Annotated in this window: 15 protein-coding genes and 1 pseudogene; 9 read left to right on the top strand and 7 right to left on the bottom strand. The window is 73.2% G+C overall.

Features of this window, described 5'->3' with window-relative positions; translation table 11 throughout:
- Together AKI01S_RS45595 and AKI01S_RS45590 are read left to right on the top strand one after the other, a co-directional pair.
- The coding region (locus AKI01S_RS45595; RefSeq protein ID WP_067832538.1) for an SCP2 sterol-binding domain-containing protein at positions 1–418 on the top strand (418 nt) is incomplete at its 5' end.
- A gap of 108 nt (positions 419–526) precedes the next feature.
- Positions 527–1,486, top strand: a complete 960-nt coding sequence (locus AKI01S_RS45590; RefSeq protein WP_067832537.1) for a DUF1152 domain-containing protein — start codon at positions 527–529, stop codon at positions 1,484–1,486.
- Positions 1,487–1,514: 28 nt separating this feature from the next.
- Here AKI01S_RS45590 and AKI01S_RS45585 read toward each other — a convergent pair whose 3' ends face one another.
- Positions 1,515–2,462: a phosphotransferase enzyme family protein gene (locus AKI01S_RS45585; RefSeq protein WP_157420615.1), complete on the bottom strand. Its 948-nt coding sequence runs from the start codon at positions 2,460–2,462 to the stop codon at positions 1,515–1,517.
- A gap of 85 nt (positions 2,463–2,547) precedes the next feature.
- On the opposite strand from AKI01S_RS45585, the gene AKI01S_RS45580 reads away from it, so the two are divergent.
- Entirely contained in the window at positions 2,548–3,087 is a 540-nt protein-coding gene (locus AKI01S_RS45580; RefSeq protein WP_067832535.1) for a chorismate mutase, read from the top strand.
- A gap of 8 nt (positions 3,088–3,095) precedes the next feature.
- On the opposite strand, the gene AKI01S_RS45575 is transcribed toward AKI01S_RS45580, so the two are convergent.
- On the bottom strand, positions 3,096–3,524 hold the full coding sequence (locus tag AKI01S_RS45575; protein ID WP_067832539.1) for a hypothetical protein: 429 nt from the start codon (positions 3,522–3,524) through the stop codon (positions 3,096–3,098).
- Between the two features lie 118 nt (positions 3,525–3,642).
- Here AKI01S_RS45575 and AKI01S_RS45570 point away from each other — a divergent pair, with 118 nt between their 5' ends.
- Positions 3,643–4,023 (top strand): VOC family protein, encoded by a 381-nt coding sequence (locus tag AKI01S_RS45570; RefSeq protein WP_067832534.1) that lies wholly within the window; start codon positions 3,643–3,645, stop codon positions 4,021–4,023.
- Here AKI01S_RS45570 and AKI01S_RS45565 read toward each other — a convergent pair.
- The gene (locus AKI01S_RS45565) at positions 4,007–4,492 is read right to left on the bottom strand and encodes a pyridoxamine 5'-phosphate oxidase family protein (RefSeq protein WP_067832533.1); all 486 of its coding nucleotides are present in this window, start codon (positions 4,490–4,492) and stop codon (positions 4,007–4,009) included. The two genes, AKI01S_RS45570 and AKI01S_RS45565, sit on opposite strands and share 17 nt — an antisense overlap.
- 85 nt (positions 4,493–4,577) lie before the next feature.
- Complete coding sequence (locus AKI01S_RS45560; RefSeq protein ID WP_067832531.1) at positions 4,578–5,282, bottom strand: DUF2625 family protein; 705 nt, start codon at positions 5,280–5,282, stop codon at positions 4,578–4,580.
- A 113-nt stretch (positions 5,283–5,395) separates the two neighbouring features.
- Between AKI01S_RS45560 and deoC the strand changes: the two genes are divergently transcribed.
- From deoC to AKI01S_RS45545, 3 genes are read left to right on the top strand one after another with little or no spacing between them, the layout of a single operon-like run.
- Positions 5,396–6,337, top strand: a complete 942-nt coding sequence (gene deoC / locus AKI01S_RS45555) for a deoxyribose-phosphate aldolase (RefSeq protein ID WP_067832530.1) — start codon at positions 5,396–5,398, stop codon at positions 6,335–6,337.
- Between the two features lie 2 nt (positions 6,338–6,339).
- On the top strand, positions 6,340–7,770 hold the full coding sequence (locus AKI01S_RS45550) for an aldehyde dehydrogenase family protein (RefSeq protein ID WP_067832529.1): 1,431 nt from the start codon (positions 6,340–6,342) through the stop codon (positions 7,768–7,770).
- On the top strand, positions 7,763–8,617 hold the full coding sequence (locus AKI01S_RS45545) for an aldehyde dehydrogenase family protein (protein WP_067832528.1): 855 nt from the start codon (positions 7,763–7,765) through the stop codon (positions 8,615–8,617). Before AKI01S_RS45550 ends, AKI01S_RS45545 begins: the two co-directional genes overlap by 8 nt.
- Here the strand turns inward: AKI01S_RS45545 and AKI01S_RS45540 are convergent.
- Positions 8,614–9,720 carry a hypothetical protein gene (locus AKI01S_RS45540; RefSeq protein ID WP_067832526.1) on the bottom strand — a complete coding sequence of 369 codons (1,107 nt, stop codon included), beginning with the start codon at positions 9,718–9,720 and terminating at the stop codon, positions 8,614–8,616. The two genes, AKI01S_RS45545 and AKI01S_RS45540, sit on opposite strands and share 4 nt — an antisense overlap.
- Before the next feature lie 179 nt (positions 9,721–9,899).
- Here AKI01S_RS45540 and AKI01S_RS45535 point away from each other — a divergent pair, with 179 nt between their 5' ends.
- Positions 9,900–10,145 (top strand): DUF2630 family protein, encoded by a 246-nt coding sequence (locus tag AKI01S_RS45535; RefSeq protein WP_067832525.1) that lies wholly within the window; start codon positions 9,900–9,902, stop codon positions 10,143–10,145.
- Positions 10,146–10,244: 99 nt separating this feature from the next.
- Here AKI01S_RS45535 and argS read toward each other — a convergent pair whose 3' ends face one another.
- Entirely contained in the window at positions 10,245–12,002 is a 1,758-nt protein-coding gene (gene argS, locus AKI01S_RS45530; protein WP_067832524.1) for an arginine--tRNA ligase, read from the bottom strand.
- Positions 12,003–12,252: 250 nt separating this feature from the next.
- Here argS and AKI01S_RS45525 point away from each other — a divergent pair, with 250 nt between their 5' ends.
- On the top strand, positions 12,253–13,086 hold the full coding sequence (locus tag AKI01S_RS45525; protein WP_067832522.1) for a helix-turn-helix transcriptional regulator: 834 nt from the start codon (positions 12,253–12,255) through the stop codon (positions 13,084–13,086).
- Here AKI01S_RS45525 and AKI01S_RS52270 read toward each other — a convergent pair.
- Positions 13,053–13,457, bottom strand: a pseudogene (locus AKI01S_RS52270) (hypothetical protein); the annotation flags it as partial. The gene AKI01S_RS45525 and the pseudogene AKI01S_RS52270 sit on opposite strands and share 34 nt — an antisense overlap.

The following is a 13,457-nucleotide window of genomic DNA, read 5'->3' as shown; positions in this document are numbered from 1 at the left end:
CGGGCGGCGGCGCGTCCAGCAGGGGTTCCACCGGCTGGTCCACGGCGCGTCGGACGAGCGGATCGAGCGGCGTTTCGGCACGCGGGCGCAGCGCGTCTTCTTCGCCGGGATGGCGCGGGCCTTCGACCCGGCGATGGCGGGCGGGTTCGAGGGGGAGCTGATGTTCCGGCTGACCCGCCGGGACGGCACGGCGACGGAGTGGACGATCCGGGTGGCCGACGGGAGGGCGCGGTCCCGGCCGGGCCCGGCGCGGGAGCCCGCGCTCACGGTGACCGCCGCGACCGCCGACTTCCTGCGGGTCCTGGCGGGCGACGCGAACCCGGCGACGCTGCTGATGGACGGCCGGTTGAAGCTGCGGGGCGACGTCGAGCTGGCCCCGCGCCTCAGCGAGATGTTCGGCGGGCCGTCACCGTACTGAGGAGGGGGCGCCCGCCTTCACCCCCGAGGAACGCGGGCGCCCGTTCTGTGTGACGACGCGTTCCGGGCTCTGGTTCGCAAGATCTTCGGAGCGATACGGTTCGCGGCGATGTTCACCCTTTCCGAACCCCCGGTCTTCACCCGCCTCAAGGCGGCCGAACGCGTCCTCATCGCGGGCGCGGGCGGCGGCTTCGACGTGTACGCGGGCCTCCCCCTGGCGCTGTCGCTGTGGGCGCAGGGCAGGACGGCCCACCTGGCGAGCTTCTCGTTCAGCTTCATCGAGTCCCTGCCGTCCCAGGTGTGGCTGGCCGAGGACGTCGCCGAGATCACCCCCGAGACCGAGACCCTCGACTGGTACTTCCCCGAGGGGGCGCTGGCCCGCTGGCTGGGCCGCCACCGGCTGCCGTCGACGGTGTACGCGTTCCCCAAGCTGGGCGTCCAGCCGTTGCGGGCGGCCTACCGCGCGCTGGTCGAGCACCTGGACGTCGACGCGGTCGTGCTGGTGGACGGCGGCACCGACATCCTGATGCGCGGCGACGAGCACGGCCTGGGGACGCCGACCGAGGACATGGCGAGCCTGGCGGCGGTGCACGGCCTGGACGTCCCCGAGAAGCTGGTGCTCAGCCTGGGCTTCGGCGTGGACTCCTACCACGGGATCAGCCACGTCCACGTGCTGGAGAACCTGGCGGCGCTGGACCGGGAGGGGGCCTACCTGGGCGCCTTCTCGATCCCCCGCGACAGCCGGGAGGCCGCGCTGTACCAGGACGCCGTGGCCCACGCCGCCGCGGCGACCCCGGACCGCCCGAGCATCGTGCACGGCTCGATCGCCGCGGCGCTGCGCGGCGAGTTCGGCGACGTCCGCTTCACCGACCGCACCCGCGACAGCGAGCTGTTCGTCAACCCGCTGATGGCGATGTACTTCGCGGTGGACCTGGACGCCCTGGCGAACCGCCTGCTGTACCGCGACGCGATCGAGGACACCTACCTCACCCGGCAGATCACCTCGATCATCGAGGACTTCCGCGAGTCCCGGCCGAAGACCCGCCCGCCCCGCCAGTACCCGCACTGACCCCCGGCGGAAGGCCGGGCCCCGGGGCTCATCGCTCGTGGGCGAGGTTCCGCAGGGTCTCCACCAGGCCGTTCCAGCCCTCCTCCATGTCCGGGGAGCGGACGTGCGGCGAGCGGAACCAGTCGGTGTACACGCACGTCTCCTCCAGGTCCCAGCGGAGGCGGTAGAGGCACAGCGCGGCCGGGTCCGGGGTCCGCCCGGAGATCTCGGCGTAGCGGGCCAGGTCGTCGGGGCCCCGCACGACCGACCACAGGTCGCGTTCGGGCGGGGCCAGCCCGGCGGTGTCCCAGTCGACCAGCGCGTAGCCGCCGTCGTGGGAGAGCAGGTTGCCCGGATGGGGCTCGCCGTGGGTGACGACGGGCGCGCCGTCCAGCTCGGTGACCAGGGCGTCGAACTCGGCCAAGCGCTGGCGCAGCACGGGAGCGTACTCGCGCAGCAGGCTCCGCGCGGGGTCGGAGAACGGCCCCTCCGCCCACTGGAGGCTCCCGGCCAGGGCCTTCTCCAGCAGGCCGCGCAGCCCCAGCTCCGGGCGCAGGACCGGGGCGGCGGCCGGGGGCCGCTGCCGGTGCAGCACCGCCAGCAGGCCGAGGACGTCGGCGCGCTCCCGCGGCGTCCACTCCCGGCCGAACTCCCCGGAGACGCCGTCCAGGAACGGGAACACGCTCACCGCGTACCGCGGCCCGAGCGGCCGGACGGTCTGCCCGGCGGGGGTCGGCAGCGGCGCGACCACGAAGTCGAGGCCGTCGCGTTGCCGCAGCTCGTAGGCGGTGTCCATGGCGGCGCGCAGGCCGTCCAGCGTGTCGCCCTTGGTCACCAGGTCCGCGACGGTCACGAACCACCTCCGGTCGGCCCCGGCGACCCAGTGGTGGTCGCCGAACCCGACCGCGGCGTACGTCAACGAGACGTCGCCGAGCCCCCATTCGCCCAGCGTCCGCAGCAGTTCGTCCTCGCGCAGGTCCTCGGGTCGCTCCAGCATGTCTCCACGTTAGGCGAGCATGATCAGGAGGTGTCGGAGACCCGCGCGCCCGATCCGGCATCCACGACCGCCAGGGAGGACACCCATGCCGTTCCCCGCCGCCGCGCTCGGCTGCGCGCTGCTGACCGCCGTCCCGCCGGGGCCGGCGTCGCTCGGGCCGCTGGTCGGGCTGTCCGCCGAACGCCTCGCCGTCGCCGACCGGGTGGCCGCCGCCAAGTTCGGCACCGGCCGGCCGATCGACGACCCGGTCCGGGAGCGGAAGGTCCTCGACGAGGTCGCCGGGCGCTCGGCGCGGGCGGGCGTCGACCCGGTACGGGCCATCGCGATCTTCCGCGACCAGATCGAGGCGGGCAAGCTCGTCCAGCGGGCCCTGTTCCGCCGCTGGGCCGCGCACCCGGACCGGGCCCCGAAGACCCGTCCCGACCTCGACACCGAGGTCCGCCCCGTGCTGGACCGTCTCACCGTCGAGATCCTCGACGCCGTCAGGACGTCCGAGAGGATCCGCGCGAGCCCGTCCTGCCGCCCCCGCCTGGCGGCGGAGGTCACGCGCGCCGGACGCGCCCTGGACGCCCCGCACCGCGCCGCCCTGGCCCGCGCGGTGGCGTCGGTCTGCGCGCCGCGGTAGCGGCCGGACTACTTCTTCCGGCCGTTCAGCAGATCCTCAAGGACCAGGCCCGCGCCGATGCCGAGCATCCACACGTCCTTGGCGATGGGCAGGCCCTGCTCGGTCGGGCGCAGGCCGCCCTCCTCGCGCATCCCCGGGATGCGCAGGTACATGCCGACCAGGCCGCCGGAGAACGCCGCCAGCGCCGCGCCCGCCACGAACGACGGGACCACCGGCAGCAGCAGCGCCGCCCCGACGGCGATCTCGGCGCGCGACAGCGTCCGGACGAACTCCTCCGGATCGCGTGATCTCAGGAACGGGTAGGCGGTCGAGGCCATCCCGTGCAGCGCGGCGGCGGTGTCCTTGTCGGCGTTCCGCTTGCTGAGGCCCGAGTTCAGGATGAACGCCCCGGTGGCGACGCGCGGTGGAAGCTGGTGGAGACGCGGACGGAATCTCATGATCACCTCGTGGTGGGAACCTGCTGTGCCCTCCCTTCCTTCCGCACCCGCGCCGCGACTATGCCTCCGCCGGGTGGCCGCTCGCGGTTGGCGCGCCACAGGCGGGTAAAGACCCGGCATGGCGTGCCGAATCAGCGAGATCGTCATCGACTGCGCGGACCCGGAGCGGCTGGCGGCGTTCTGGTGCGAGGTCCTGGACTACACGGTGCTCCGACGCGACGGCGACGACATCGAGATCGGGCCGCCGCCGGGTCCCGGCGGGCTCCGGCCGGTGCTGGTGTTCAACCGTTCCGACGAGCCCCGCGCCGGCAAGCCGCGCCTGCACTTCGACGTCAACGCCACCGACCGCGACCAGGAGGCCGAGCTCGACCGGCTGCTGAAGATCGGGGCGCGGCCCGCCGACGTCGGCCAGACCGGCGAGGAGGGCTGGCACGTCCTCGCCGATCCGGAGGGCAACGAGTTCTGCCTGCTCCGCCGCCGCCTCAGCGAGGTTCGATGACCGCCATGCGCGGCTTGAAGTCCTTGGGCACGTCCGACCCGTCGAGCACCTGAACGCGCGTCGCGTCCAGCCGCAGCGGGGTGAACGCCGGGTCCTGCGGCCCCGACAGCCCGAACCCGGCCAGGTCGTACCCGAGCGGCGGCGGCGCGGTCGTGATCAGGTCCCACACGTGCTGCTTGGCCCCCTGGTCCTCCACCCACGACGCCACGGCCTCGCCGAGCACGGTGTCGTGCGAGGGCGTCCAGTAGGAGAACGCCACGTGCGGGTTCGCCGCCAGGTGCCGGGTCTTGACCGGCGTCCGCCCCGTGAAGACCCAGCCGACCGGCCGCCCGTCGACGACCTCCCAGACCGGGTGCAGGATCCGGGACCGGGGCCGCCCCTCGGGGGAGACCGTCGTCACCGTGCACCACACGATCTCCCGGGTGAAGCGCAGGAACGGTTCCTCCAGGTCGGCGAAGCGCTCCGCCATGCCACCTCCTCAGGGTCCGCCTCCACCCTCGCCGACGGGCCCGCCGGGGACAAGCGGCACCGGCGCGGCGCGCGGCCGGATGGGGTCAGAACGCGCCCAGGAAGCCCGGGTCGCATTCCCCCAGGGTCGCGCAGCAGTGCCCGCTGAGGCTCAGCAGCTCGCGCATCGGGACCGGGCGGCGGGTCGTCTTCGGAAGGTTCTGTTGGGCCTCAGCCGACCAGAGAAACGGATAGACCGTAATCCCCTCCGTCGGGGGTAGCGCGGCGATCTCCTCGCGCCAGCCGGGCCATCGGAGCGTTCCGTAGAAGTCGTCCAGCGGACCCTCCAGCAGCCACGCCAGCCAGTCGCCGTGCCCCACGTCCAGGGGTTCCCAGCGCAGCGCGTCCGGCGCGAAGTAGATCACCTCGCCGGGCTGTCCGGGGCGGCCCGCCGCGGCCGGGTCGATGCCGTTCAACGCGAACACTCCGCCCAGCACGTCGTGCGCGACGACCAGACCCTCCGCCGGGTCGCGGCCCTCGTCGAACGCGTTGACCCGCCCCAGGCCCGGAAGCCCCGGCCCGCCGCCGCCGTAGACCCGCAACCAGCCGTCGTCCAGCAGCAGGCCGCCGCAGTTGAGGATCAGCGCCCCCAGCCACGACCGGGCCGTGACCTGGAGCTGGAGCAGGCAGGTGCGCGCGCCCTCCGGGTCGGGCTCCAGGACCCGGAGCGGAACGGCGGCCGCGGCGAGGCGGTCCGACAGCGCGGGCCAGGCCGGATCGGGGACGTCGGTCAGTTCGGGGAGAGGGCGCATTGACTGAGAATTTCACGAACCGGTGCGACGACGTTGATATCCCACACGGGGTTGTGACCGAAACGGGATTGGGCTGGTTTTGTTCCCAGCCGATCGTGGGTGATGCTGGGGACGTGTCAACGGAGACTCTCACCAGCGCGCCCGCCAGCGGGGCCGAGCTGCGCGCTTTCCTGCACGGGTTGCCTGGTGTCGACCAGGTCGGGGCGGACGAGCGCGCCGCCCGGCTGGCGACCCGTTCCATCAAGAACGACGCCAAGGCCCAGGCGATCGACATGGCCATCACCATGGTGGACCTCACCACCCTGGAGGGGGCCGACACGCCGGGCAAGGTCCGGGCGCTGTGCGCCAAGGCCGCCCGGCCGGACCCGTCCGACCCGGACGTCCCGCGGGTCGCGGCCGTCTGCGTGTACCCCGACATGGTGGAGCACGCGGTCGGCGCCCTGAAGGGGACCGGCATCGGCGTCGCGAGCGTGGCCACGGCGTTCCCGTCCGGACGGGCGCCGCTGGAGGCCAAGCTGGTCGACACGCGCGCCGCCGTCGCGGCCGGGGCCACCGAGATCGACATGGTGATCGACCGGGGCGCGTTCCTGGCCGGCGACTACCTCAAGGTGCACGAGGAGATCGTCGCGACCAAACAGGCCTGCGGCGACGCCCACCTGAAGGTCATCTTCGAGACCGGCGAGCTGGTCACCTACGACAACGTGCGCCGCGCGTCCTGGCTGGCCATGCGCGCCGGGGCCGACTTCATCAAGACCTCCACCGGCAAGGTCTCGCCCGCCGCGACGCTGCCCGTCACCATGATCATGCTGGAGGCGGTGCGCGACTTCCGCGCCGCGACCGGACGCATGGTCGGCGTCAAGCCCGCCGGCGGCATCCGCACCACCAAGGACGCCATCAGGTACCTGGTGCTGGTGAACGAGACCGCCGGTCCCGACTGGCTGAGCCCGAAGTGGTTCCGCCTGGGCGCGTCCAGCCTGCTCAACGACCTGCTGATGCAGCGCCGCAAGCTGGCCACCGGCGTCTACTCCGGTCCCGACTACTTCACGCTGGACTGATCATGAACTTCGAGTACGCGCCGGCGCCCGAGTCGCGGGACGTCGTCGACATCAGGCCGTCGTACGGGCTGTTCGTCGACGGTGAGTTCACCGACGGCCACGGCGAGCCGTTCAAGAGCATCAACCCGGCGAACGAGGACGTCCTCGCCGAGATCGCGACCGCCGACCAGGCCGACGTGGACCGCGCCGTCAAGGCCGCCCGCCGGGCCCACGACAAGGTGTGGGGCCCGATGCCGGGCCGGGAACGCGCCAAGTACCTGTTCCGCATCGCCCGCCTGGTCCAGGAGCGGTCGCGCGAGCTGGCCGTCCTGGAGTCGATCGACAACGGCAAGCCCATCCGCGAGTCCCGCGACGTGGACCTGCCGCTGGTCGCCGCCCACTTCTTCTACTACGCCGGCTGGGCCGACAAGCTCGGCCACGCGGGCCTCGGCCCCGACCCCCGGCCGCTGGGCGTCGCGGGCCAGGTCATCCCCTGGAACTTCCCGCTGCTCATGCTCGCCTGGAAGATCGCCCCGGCGCTGGCGTGCGGCAACACCGTCGTGCTCAAGCCCGCCGAGACGACGCCGCTGACCGCGCTGGCGTTCGCGGAGATCTGCCGGCAGGCCGACCTGCCGCCGGGCGTCGTCAACATCATCACCGGCGCGGGCGACACCGGCCGGGCGCTGGTCGAGCACGCCGGGATCGACAAGGTCGCCTTCACCGGCTCCACCGAGGTCGGCAAGCAGATCGCGCGCTCGGTCGCGGGCACCCCCAAGAGGCTGACGCTGGAGCTGGGCGGCAAGGCCGCCAACGTCATCTTCGACGACGCCCCCCTCGACCAGGCCGTCGAGGGCATCGTCAACGGCATCTTCTTCAACCAGGGCCACGTGTGCTGCGCCGGTTCCCGCCTGCTGGTGCAGGAGTCGGTGGCCGACGAGCTGCTGGAGCGCCTCAAGATCCGCATGCGGACGCTGCGCGTGGGCGACCCGCTGGACAAGAACACCGACGTCGGCGCCATCAACTCCGCCGCCCAGCTGGAGAAGATCCGCGAGCTGGCCGGCGCCGGGGAGCAGGAGGGCGCGACCCGGTGGGCCCCGGACTGCGCGCTGCCGCAGCGCGGGTTCTGGTTCGCGCCGACGGTGTTCACGGGCGTCGCCCAGTCGCACCGCATCGCCCGCGAGGAGATCTTCGGGCCGGTGCTGTCGGTGCTGACGTTCCGCACGCCCGCCGAGGCCGTCGAGAAGGCCAACAACACCCCCTACGGCCTGTCCGCCGGGGTCTGGACGGAGAAGGGCTCGCGCATCCTGTGGATGGCCGAACGCCTCCGCGCCGGGGTGGTGTGGGCCAACACGTTCAACAAGTTCGATCCGGCGTCGCCGTTCGGCGGCTACAAGGAGTCCGGCTTCGGCCGCGAGGGCGGACGGCACGGGCTGGAGGCGTACCTCAATGTCTGATCGTCTCGCGGTGCGCAAGACCTACAAGCTGTTCATCGGGGGAGCGTTCCCCCGCTCGGAGTCCGGCAGGTCGTACGTGGTGAACGACGCCAGGGGCAGGTTCCTCGCCAACGCCTCGCGGGCCTCCCGCAAGGACGTGCGCGACGCGGTCGGCGCGGCGCGCAAGGCGTTCGGCGGATGGTCGTCGCGCACCCCCTACAACCGGGGGCAGATCCTCTACCGGATCGCCGAGATGCTGGAGGGCCGCCGCGCGCAGTTCACCGACGAGCTGCGCGCCGCCGGGCTCGCCAAGAACGCGGCGACGGCCGAGGTGGACGCGGCGATCGACCGCTGGGTCTGGTACGCGGGCTGGGCCGACAAGCTCGGCGCGGTCGCGGGCTCGGCCAACCCGGTCGCCGGGCCGTTCTTCAACTTCTCCACCCCGGAGCCGACCGGCGTCGTCGGGATCGTCGCGCCGGACTCGCCGCTGCTCGGCCTGGTGTCGGTCGTCGCGCCCGCGATCGTGTCGGGCAACACCGCGGTCGTCGTCGCGTCCGAGCCGTCGCCGCTGCCCGCGATCACGTTCGCGGAGGTGCTGGCGACGTCCGACCTGCCCGGCGGTGTCGTGAACCTGCTGACGGGCCGCCGTGCGGAGCTCGCGCCGTGGCTCGCCTCGCACATGGACGTCAACGCCATCGACCTCGCCGGAGCCGAGGAAGCGCAGGTCAAGGCGCTTGAGGAGGCCGCGGCCGACAACCTCAAGCGGGTGCTTCGACCGGTGCCGGGCGACTGGTCGGACGAGCCCGGAACGGAGCGGATGACCGCGTTCCTGGAGACGAAGACGGTGTGGCATCCGGTGGGCGTCTAGTGCCGCAAACGGTGAAGTGTGTGTAGAGCTGCGACAAGTGTGGAATAGATCTCCCCGTAACTGATCATCACGGGGGGTAGATCAGTGCCTACCACTACGACACCGCGCGCTACCAACAGCCGTACCTCGGCGAGCCGCGCGAAGAGCAGCACCAGGAAGACCACGACGGCGGCGAAGAAGCCCGCCGCCAAGCGGACCAGCGCCGCCGCCAGGACGACGGCGGCGCGGTCCGGGGTCACCGCCAGCGCGACCGGACGGACGTCCGCCAAGAAGGCGACCACGTCCCGGTCGGGTGCGGCGGGAACGAAGACGGCCGCCGCGAAGAGGACCTCCGCGGCCAAGTCCACCGCGGCGAAGGGCGGCTCCACCGCCTCCGCCGCGAAGAAGACCACGACCGGAACCCGCGGCTCGGCGGGCGCGGCCACCAAGGTGACCGCCGCGGCCAAGCAGGCCAAGACCGCCGCGACGCAGATGAAGTCGGTGGCGACCAAGGCCGGCACCGCGGTCAAGGGCATGACGGCCATGACCAAGGCGATGACCACCGCCACCAAGGCGATGGCCGACGCCGCGAAGGCGATGGACGCCGCCGCGAAGGTCATCAGCAAGAACGCCGAGACCGCCAAGAAGTCGACCTCCACCGCGAAGAAGACCACCGCCGGGAAGACCTCGGCGGCCCGGTCCACCACGGGGAGGACGACGGCCAAGGCGAGCACCGGCAAGGCGGGCACGTCCAAGGCGAGCACGGGCAAGGCGAGCACGTCCAAGAAGAGCGGCACCACCGGGTCGTCGACCACGCGGAAGACCACCGCGCGGAAGACGACGACGGCCCGCAAGCCCGCCGCGAAGAAGGCCTCGGCGGCGGCGAGCGGGGGCCGTTCCACGGTGACCGCCCGCGCCGGCGCCCGGAAGGCCACCACGTCCAGGAAGGGGACCACGGGCCGGACGGCCGCCGGGAAGACGACGGCCGCCCGGAAGACGACGTCCGCGAAGGGCACGACGGCGCGCAGGGCCGCCGCCAGGTCCAAGGCCGCCCCGAGCGGTCCGGACAGCGGGATGATCAACCACTCGTCGACCGGTGACGGCGGCTTCCTGAACGGCGTCACCGGGAGCCGGACCTGACCGAGGACCGCGACGACGCGAGGCTCCTCGGTCGGATGCCCGTCGCGGGGGTCCGGGGGAACGTCCCTCCGGATGCGACACTGACCGACGACCGAACCGGCGTCGGAGCCCCCAGCCGCGAGCGGGGACGGGGCTCCGGCCGGACACGAGGAGCGGAGGACCCATGGAGGACAAGGAGATCCTGGCCAGGATCGGCGACCTGGTGGAGGAGGAGCAGCGGTTGCGCGACCGCCTCCAGGAGGGGGAGCTGTCGGCCGAGGAGGAGCAGCAGCGACTCCGGACCGTGGAGGTCGCCCTCGACCAGTGCTGGGACCTGCTGCGGCAGCGCCGGGCCCGCCGCGAGAGCGGCCAGGATCCCGACGACGCCCAGGTGCGGCCCGGCGGAGAGGTCGAGGGGTACCTGCAGTGAGCGTCCTCCGGTCGGCGTGACCGCGCCTTCGCCGACGTCGACGAGGTCAGTCCCCAGCGGCTCCGGGGACTGACCTCGCCGACGTTGCGCCGTGTCCGGCTACATGCGCTCGGGGACGGGCACACCCAGCAGGTCCAGGCCGGTGGCCAGCGTGCGCAGCGCCACCGCGCTCAGCGCCAGCCGGGACGCCCTGGTCGCCTCGTCCTCGTGCAGGACCAGGCAGTTCTCGTAGAACGTGGTGTAGGCGTCGGCGACCGAGTACACGTAGGTGGCCAGCTTGTGCGGCTCGGCGGCGTCCCCGGCCTGCTGGAGGGCCGCGCCGAAGCCCAGCAGCCGCAGCGCCAGCGCCCGTTCGGCCTCGTGGCCGAGCACGATCGGGCCGGTGGCGTCCTGCGGCTCGACCCCGGCCCTGCCGAAGATCGACCGGATCCGGGCCGCCGCGTACTGGAGGTAGGGGCCGGTGTTGCCCTTGAACGCGATCATCCGGTCGAAGTCGAAGACGTACTCGCTGTCCAGCGCCACCGACAGGTCGGCGTACTTGACCGCGCCGATCCCGACCTTCTCCACGATGTCGGCGCGCTCGGCGGCGGGCAGCGGCTCCTTGCGCTCGATCTTGTCGAACTCGGTCCCGGCGCGCTCGACGGCCTCGTCCAGCAGCTCGGCGAGCTTGACGGTGCCGCCCGCGCGGGTCCGCAGGAGCTTGCCGTCGGTGCCCAGCACGTTGCCGATCTGGGCGTGCTCCAGCCTCATGTCGCCGGTCCACCCGGCCATCCCGGCCACCGCGAACACCATCTGGAAGTGCAGCGCCTGCGCCGCGCCCACCACGTAGACCACGCGGTCGGCGTGCTCGACGTCGTGCCGGAACCGGATGGTCGCCAGGTCGGTGGTGGAGTAGTTGTAGCCGCCGTCGCTCTTGCGGATGATCACCGGCAGGGGCTCGCCCTCGCGTCCCTTGAAGCCGGGCGGGAACACCACCAGGGCGCCCTCGCTGATCTGGGCGATGCCCTTGTCCTCAAGCTCCTTGACGGTCGGGGCGAGCAGGTCGTTGTAGAAGCTCTCGCCCTTGATGTCGTCGTCGGTGAGGGTGACGCCGAGCTTGCCGTAGACGACGTTGAAGTAGCGCTTGGACACGTCGACCAGGACGTTCCACAGCCGCAGGGTCTCGGGGTCGCCCGCCTGGAGCAGCACGACGCGCTTGCGGGACCGCTCGGCGAACTCCTCGTCGCCGTCGAACTTGACCCGCGCCGCCTGGTAGAAGGCGGTCAGGTCCGACACCGAGGAGTCGTTGGAGGCGGCCTTGTCCTCGCCCAGGTCGAGCAGGTGCTCGATGAGCATGCCGAACGGGGTGCCCCAGTCGCCGACGTGGTTGTCGCGGACGACGTCGTGGCCCAGGAACTCCAGGATCCGGGCGATGGCGTCGCCGACGATCGTGGTCCGCAGGTGGCCGACGTGCATCTCCTTGGCCACGTTGGGCGAGGAGTACTCGACGATGACCTTCTGGGGGCGCTCGGCGCGCGGCACGTCCAGGTGCTCGTCGGCCAGCGCCCGCTGGGCCTGCGCGGCGATCCACTCGTCGGAGAAGGTGAAGTTGAGGAAGCCCGGTCCGCTGACCTGGACGTCGCTCACCAGGTCGGAGACGTCGAGCCGGTCCAGGATCTCCTGCGCGACGGCCCGCGGGTTCTGCTTCCCGCCTCGCTCCCCCTCCAGTCGCTTGGCCAGCGGCAGGGCCACGTTGGACTGGAGGTCGGCGAACTGCGACGGCCGGATGACCGGGTCGGCGTCCGCGTACGAGGGGCCGAAGGCGGCGCTGAGCGCGGCCTGGACCCGTGCGGCGAGAACGAGCTGCGGATCGGACATGCTCCAAGGTTATCGGCGCGGGGGTGCTGAACCGGTAATGATTTGCCCCTCCCCACGCGTCCCGGGGGCACCGCCCGCCGCGGATGGCCGCGCGGCCACCAGGGCCGCCGACCGCCACCGCCGCGGCCGCCGCGTACGCCAGGTGGGAGCCCCGCAGGCCGTCGGCGGTGGCGGCCACGGCCGTCAGCACGGCGGGCCCGGTGGCGCTGCCGACCTGGAGGGCGGCCGCGGTGATCGCCGAGGCCGTGCCGTGGGCGGCCGCCGGGACGTCGCACAGCCCGAACTGGCGCACTTCCTGCGGACCCGCCGGGCCCGGGTGACGCCGCAGAGCGTCGGCCTGACCCCCGGCGGCGCGCGGCGGCTGCCGGGGCTGCGGCGTTCGGAGGTGGCGGCGCTGGCGGGGATCAGCCCCGAGTACTACACGCGGCTCGGACAGGGCCGCCAGCGCCACCCCTCGCCCGAGGTCCTGGACGCCCTGGCCGCCGCCCTCCGCCTCAACCCCGACGAACGCCGCCACCTGCACCGCCTGGCGTCCGGCCCGCGGCGGCCCGCCCCGCCCGCGCCCCTCGCGGTCCCCGAGCCGGCGCTGAGCCTGCTGCGCTCGGTGCGGACCTGGCCCGCGTACGTGGTCAGCCCGCTGCGGGACGTGCTGGCCTGGAACGACGCGGCGGTGTGGCTGCTGACCGACTTCGGGGAGATGCCGCCGCACGAGCGGAACTTCGCGTGGTTCGCGTTCCGCGACGCGCGGGCCCGCACGCTGTTCGCGGACTGGGAGTCGGTGGCGCGGGGCAACGTGTACCGCCTGCGCGACGCGCTGGCCGCCGACCCCGGCGACCCCCGGGGCAGGCGGCTGGTCGCGGAGCCGTCCGAGTGCGACCCCCGCTTCACCGCGTTCTGGGAGGAGCACCACGTCCTCGGCCCGAACACCGGGCGCAAGGAGCTCCGCCACCCCCGGGCGGGCCGCGTCACCCTCGACTATGCGGGCTATGTGATCCCGGGCCCGCACGCCCTCGAACTCGTCGTGATGACGGCCCCCGAGGGGTCGCGCGCTCACCGGGCGCTGAGCGACCGGGACGGCGCCTGACCGCGTTCCGCGCCGGGGACGGGCGCGTCCGTCCGGACCAGCGCGGTCGCCAGCAGAGCCGTCACGTACAGGACGGCGGAGGCGGCGCCGAGGGCCGACGCGCCCACGCCCGCGACCACCAGGCCGCCCAGCGCGCCGCCCGCCGACATCCCCAGGTAGATCGCCGAGCTGTTGAGGCTGAGCAGCAGCGTGCCCGCCTCCGGCGCGGCGCGCATCAGCCGGTGCTGCTGCGCCGGGGCGACCGTCGCCCCGGCGACGCCGAGGACGAACACCAGCGCGGCGGCCGGGACCGCCGCCCCGGCCACCGGCAGCAGCAGCGCCCCGGCCGTCAGCGCCGTGAGCGCCGCCGCCAGCACGGCCCGCCCGCCGCG

The sequence above is a fragment of the Actinomadura kijaniata NBRC 14229 genome, assembly GCF_001552175.1.
Taxonomy (GTDB): Bacteria; Actinomycetota; Actinomycetes; order Streptosporangiales; family Streptosporangiaceae; genus Spirillospora; species Spirillospora kijaniata.
The sequence above is the reverse complement of the archived record's forward strand: the minus strand, read 5'-3'. Positions and strand labels throughout refer to the sequence as shown.

Coding starts and splice junctions, on each gene's coding strand:
- AKI01S_RS45590 (WP_067832537.1), top strand. CDS start 527: ATGTTCACCCTTTCCGAACCCCCGGTCTTCACCCGCCTCAAGGCGGCC.
- AKI01S_RS45585 (WP_157420615.1), bottom strand. CDS start 2,462: ATGCTGGAGCGACCCGAGGACCTGCGCGAGGACGAACTGCTGCGGACG.
- AKI01S_RS45580 (WP_067832535.1), top strand. CDS start 2,548: ATGCCGTTCCCCGCCGCCGCGCTCGGCTGCGCGCTGCTGACCGCCGTC.
- AKI01S_RS45575 (WP_067832539.1), bottom strand. CDS start 3,524: ATGAGATTCCGTCCGCGTCTCCACCAGCTTCCACCGCGCGTCGCCACC.
- AKI01S_RS45570 (WP_067832534.1), top strand. CDS start 3,643: ATGGCGTGCCGAATCAGCGAGATCGTCATCGACTGCGCGGACCCGGAG.
- AKI01S_RS45565 (WP_067832533.1), bottom strand. CDS start 4,492: ATGGCGGAGCGCTTCGCCGACCTGGAGGAACCGTTCCTGCGCTTCACC.
- AKI01S_RS45560 (WP_067832531.1), bottom strand. CDS start 5,282: ATGCGCCCTCTCCCCGAACTGACCGACGTCCCCGATCCGGCCTGGCCC.
- AKI01S_RS45550 (WP_067832529.1), top strand. CDS start 6,340: ATGAACTTCGAGTACGCGCCGGCGCCCGAGTCGCGGGACGTCGTCGAC.
- AKI01S_RS45545 (WP_067832528.1), top strand. CDS start 7,763: ATGTCTGATCGTCTCGCGGTGCGCAAGACCTACAAGCTGTTCATCGGG.
- AKI01S_RS45535 (WP_067832525.1), top strand. CDS start 9,900: ATGGAGGACAAGGAGATCCTGGCCAGGATCGGCGACCTGGTGGAGGAG.
- argS (WP_067832524.1), bottom strand. CDS start 12,002: ATGTCCGATCCGCAGCTCGTTCTCGCCGCACGGGTCCAGGCCGCGCTC.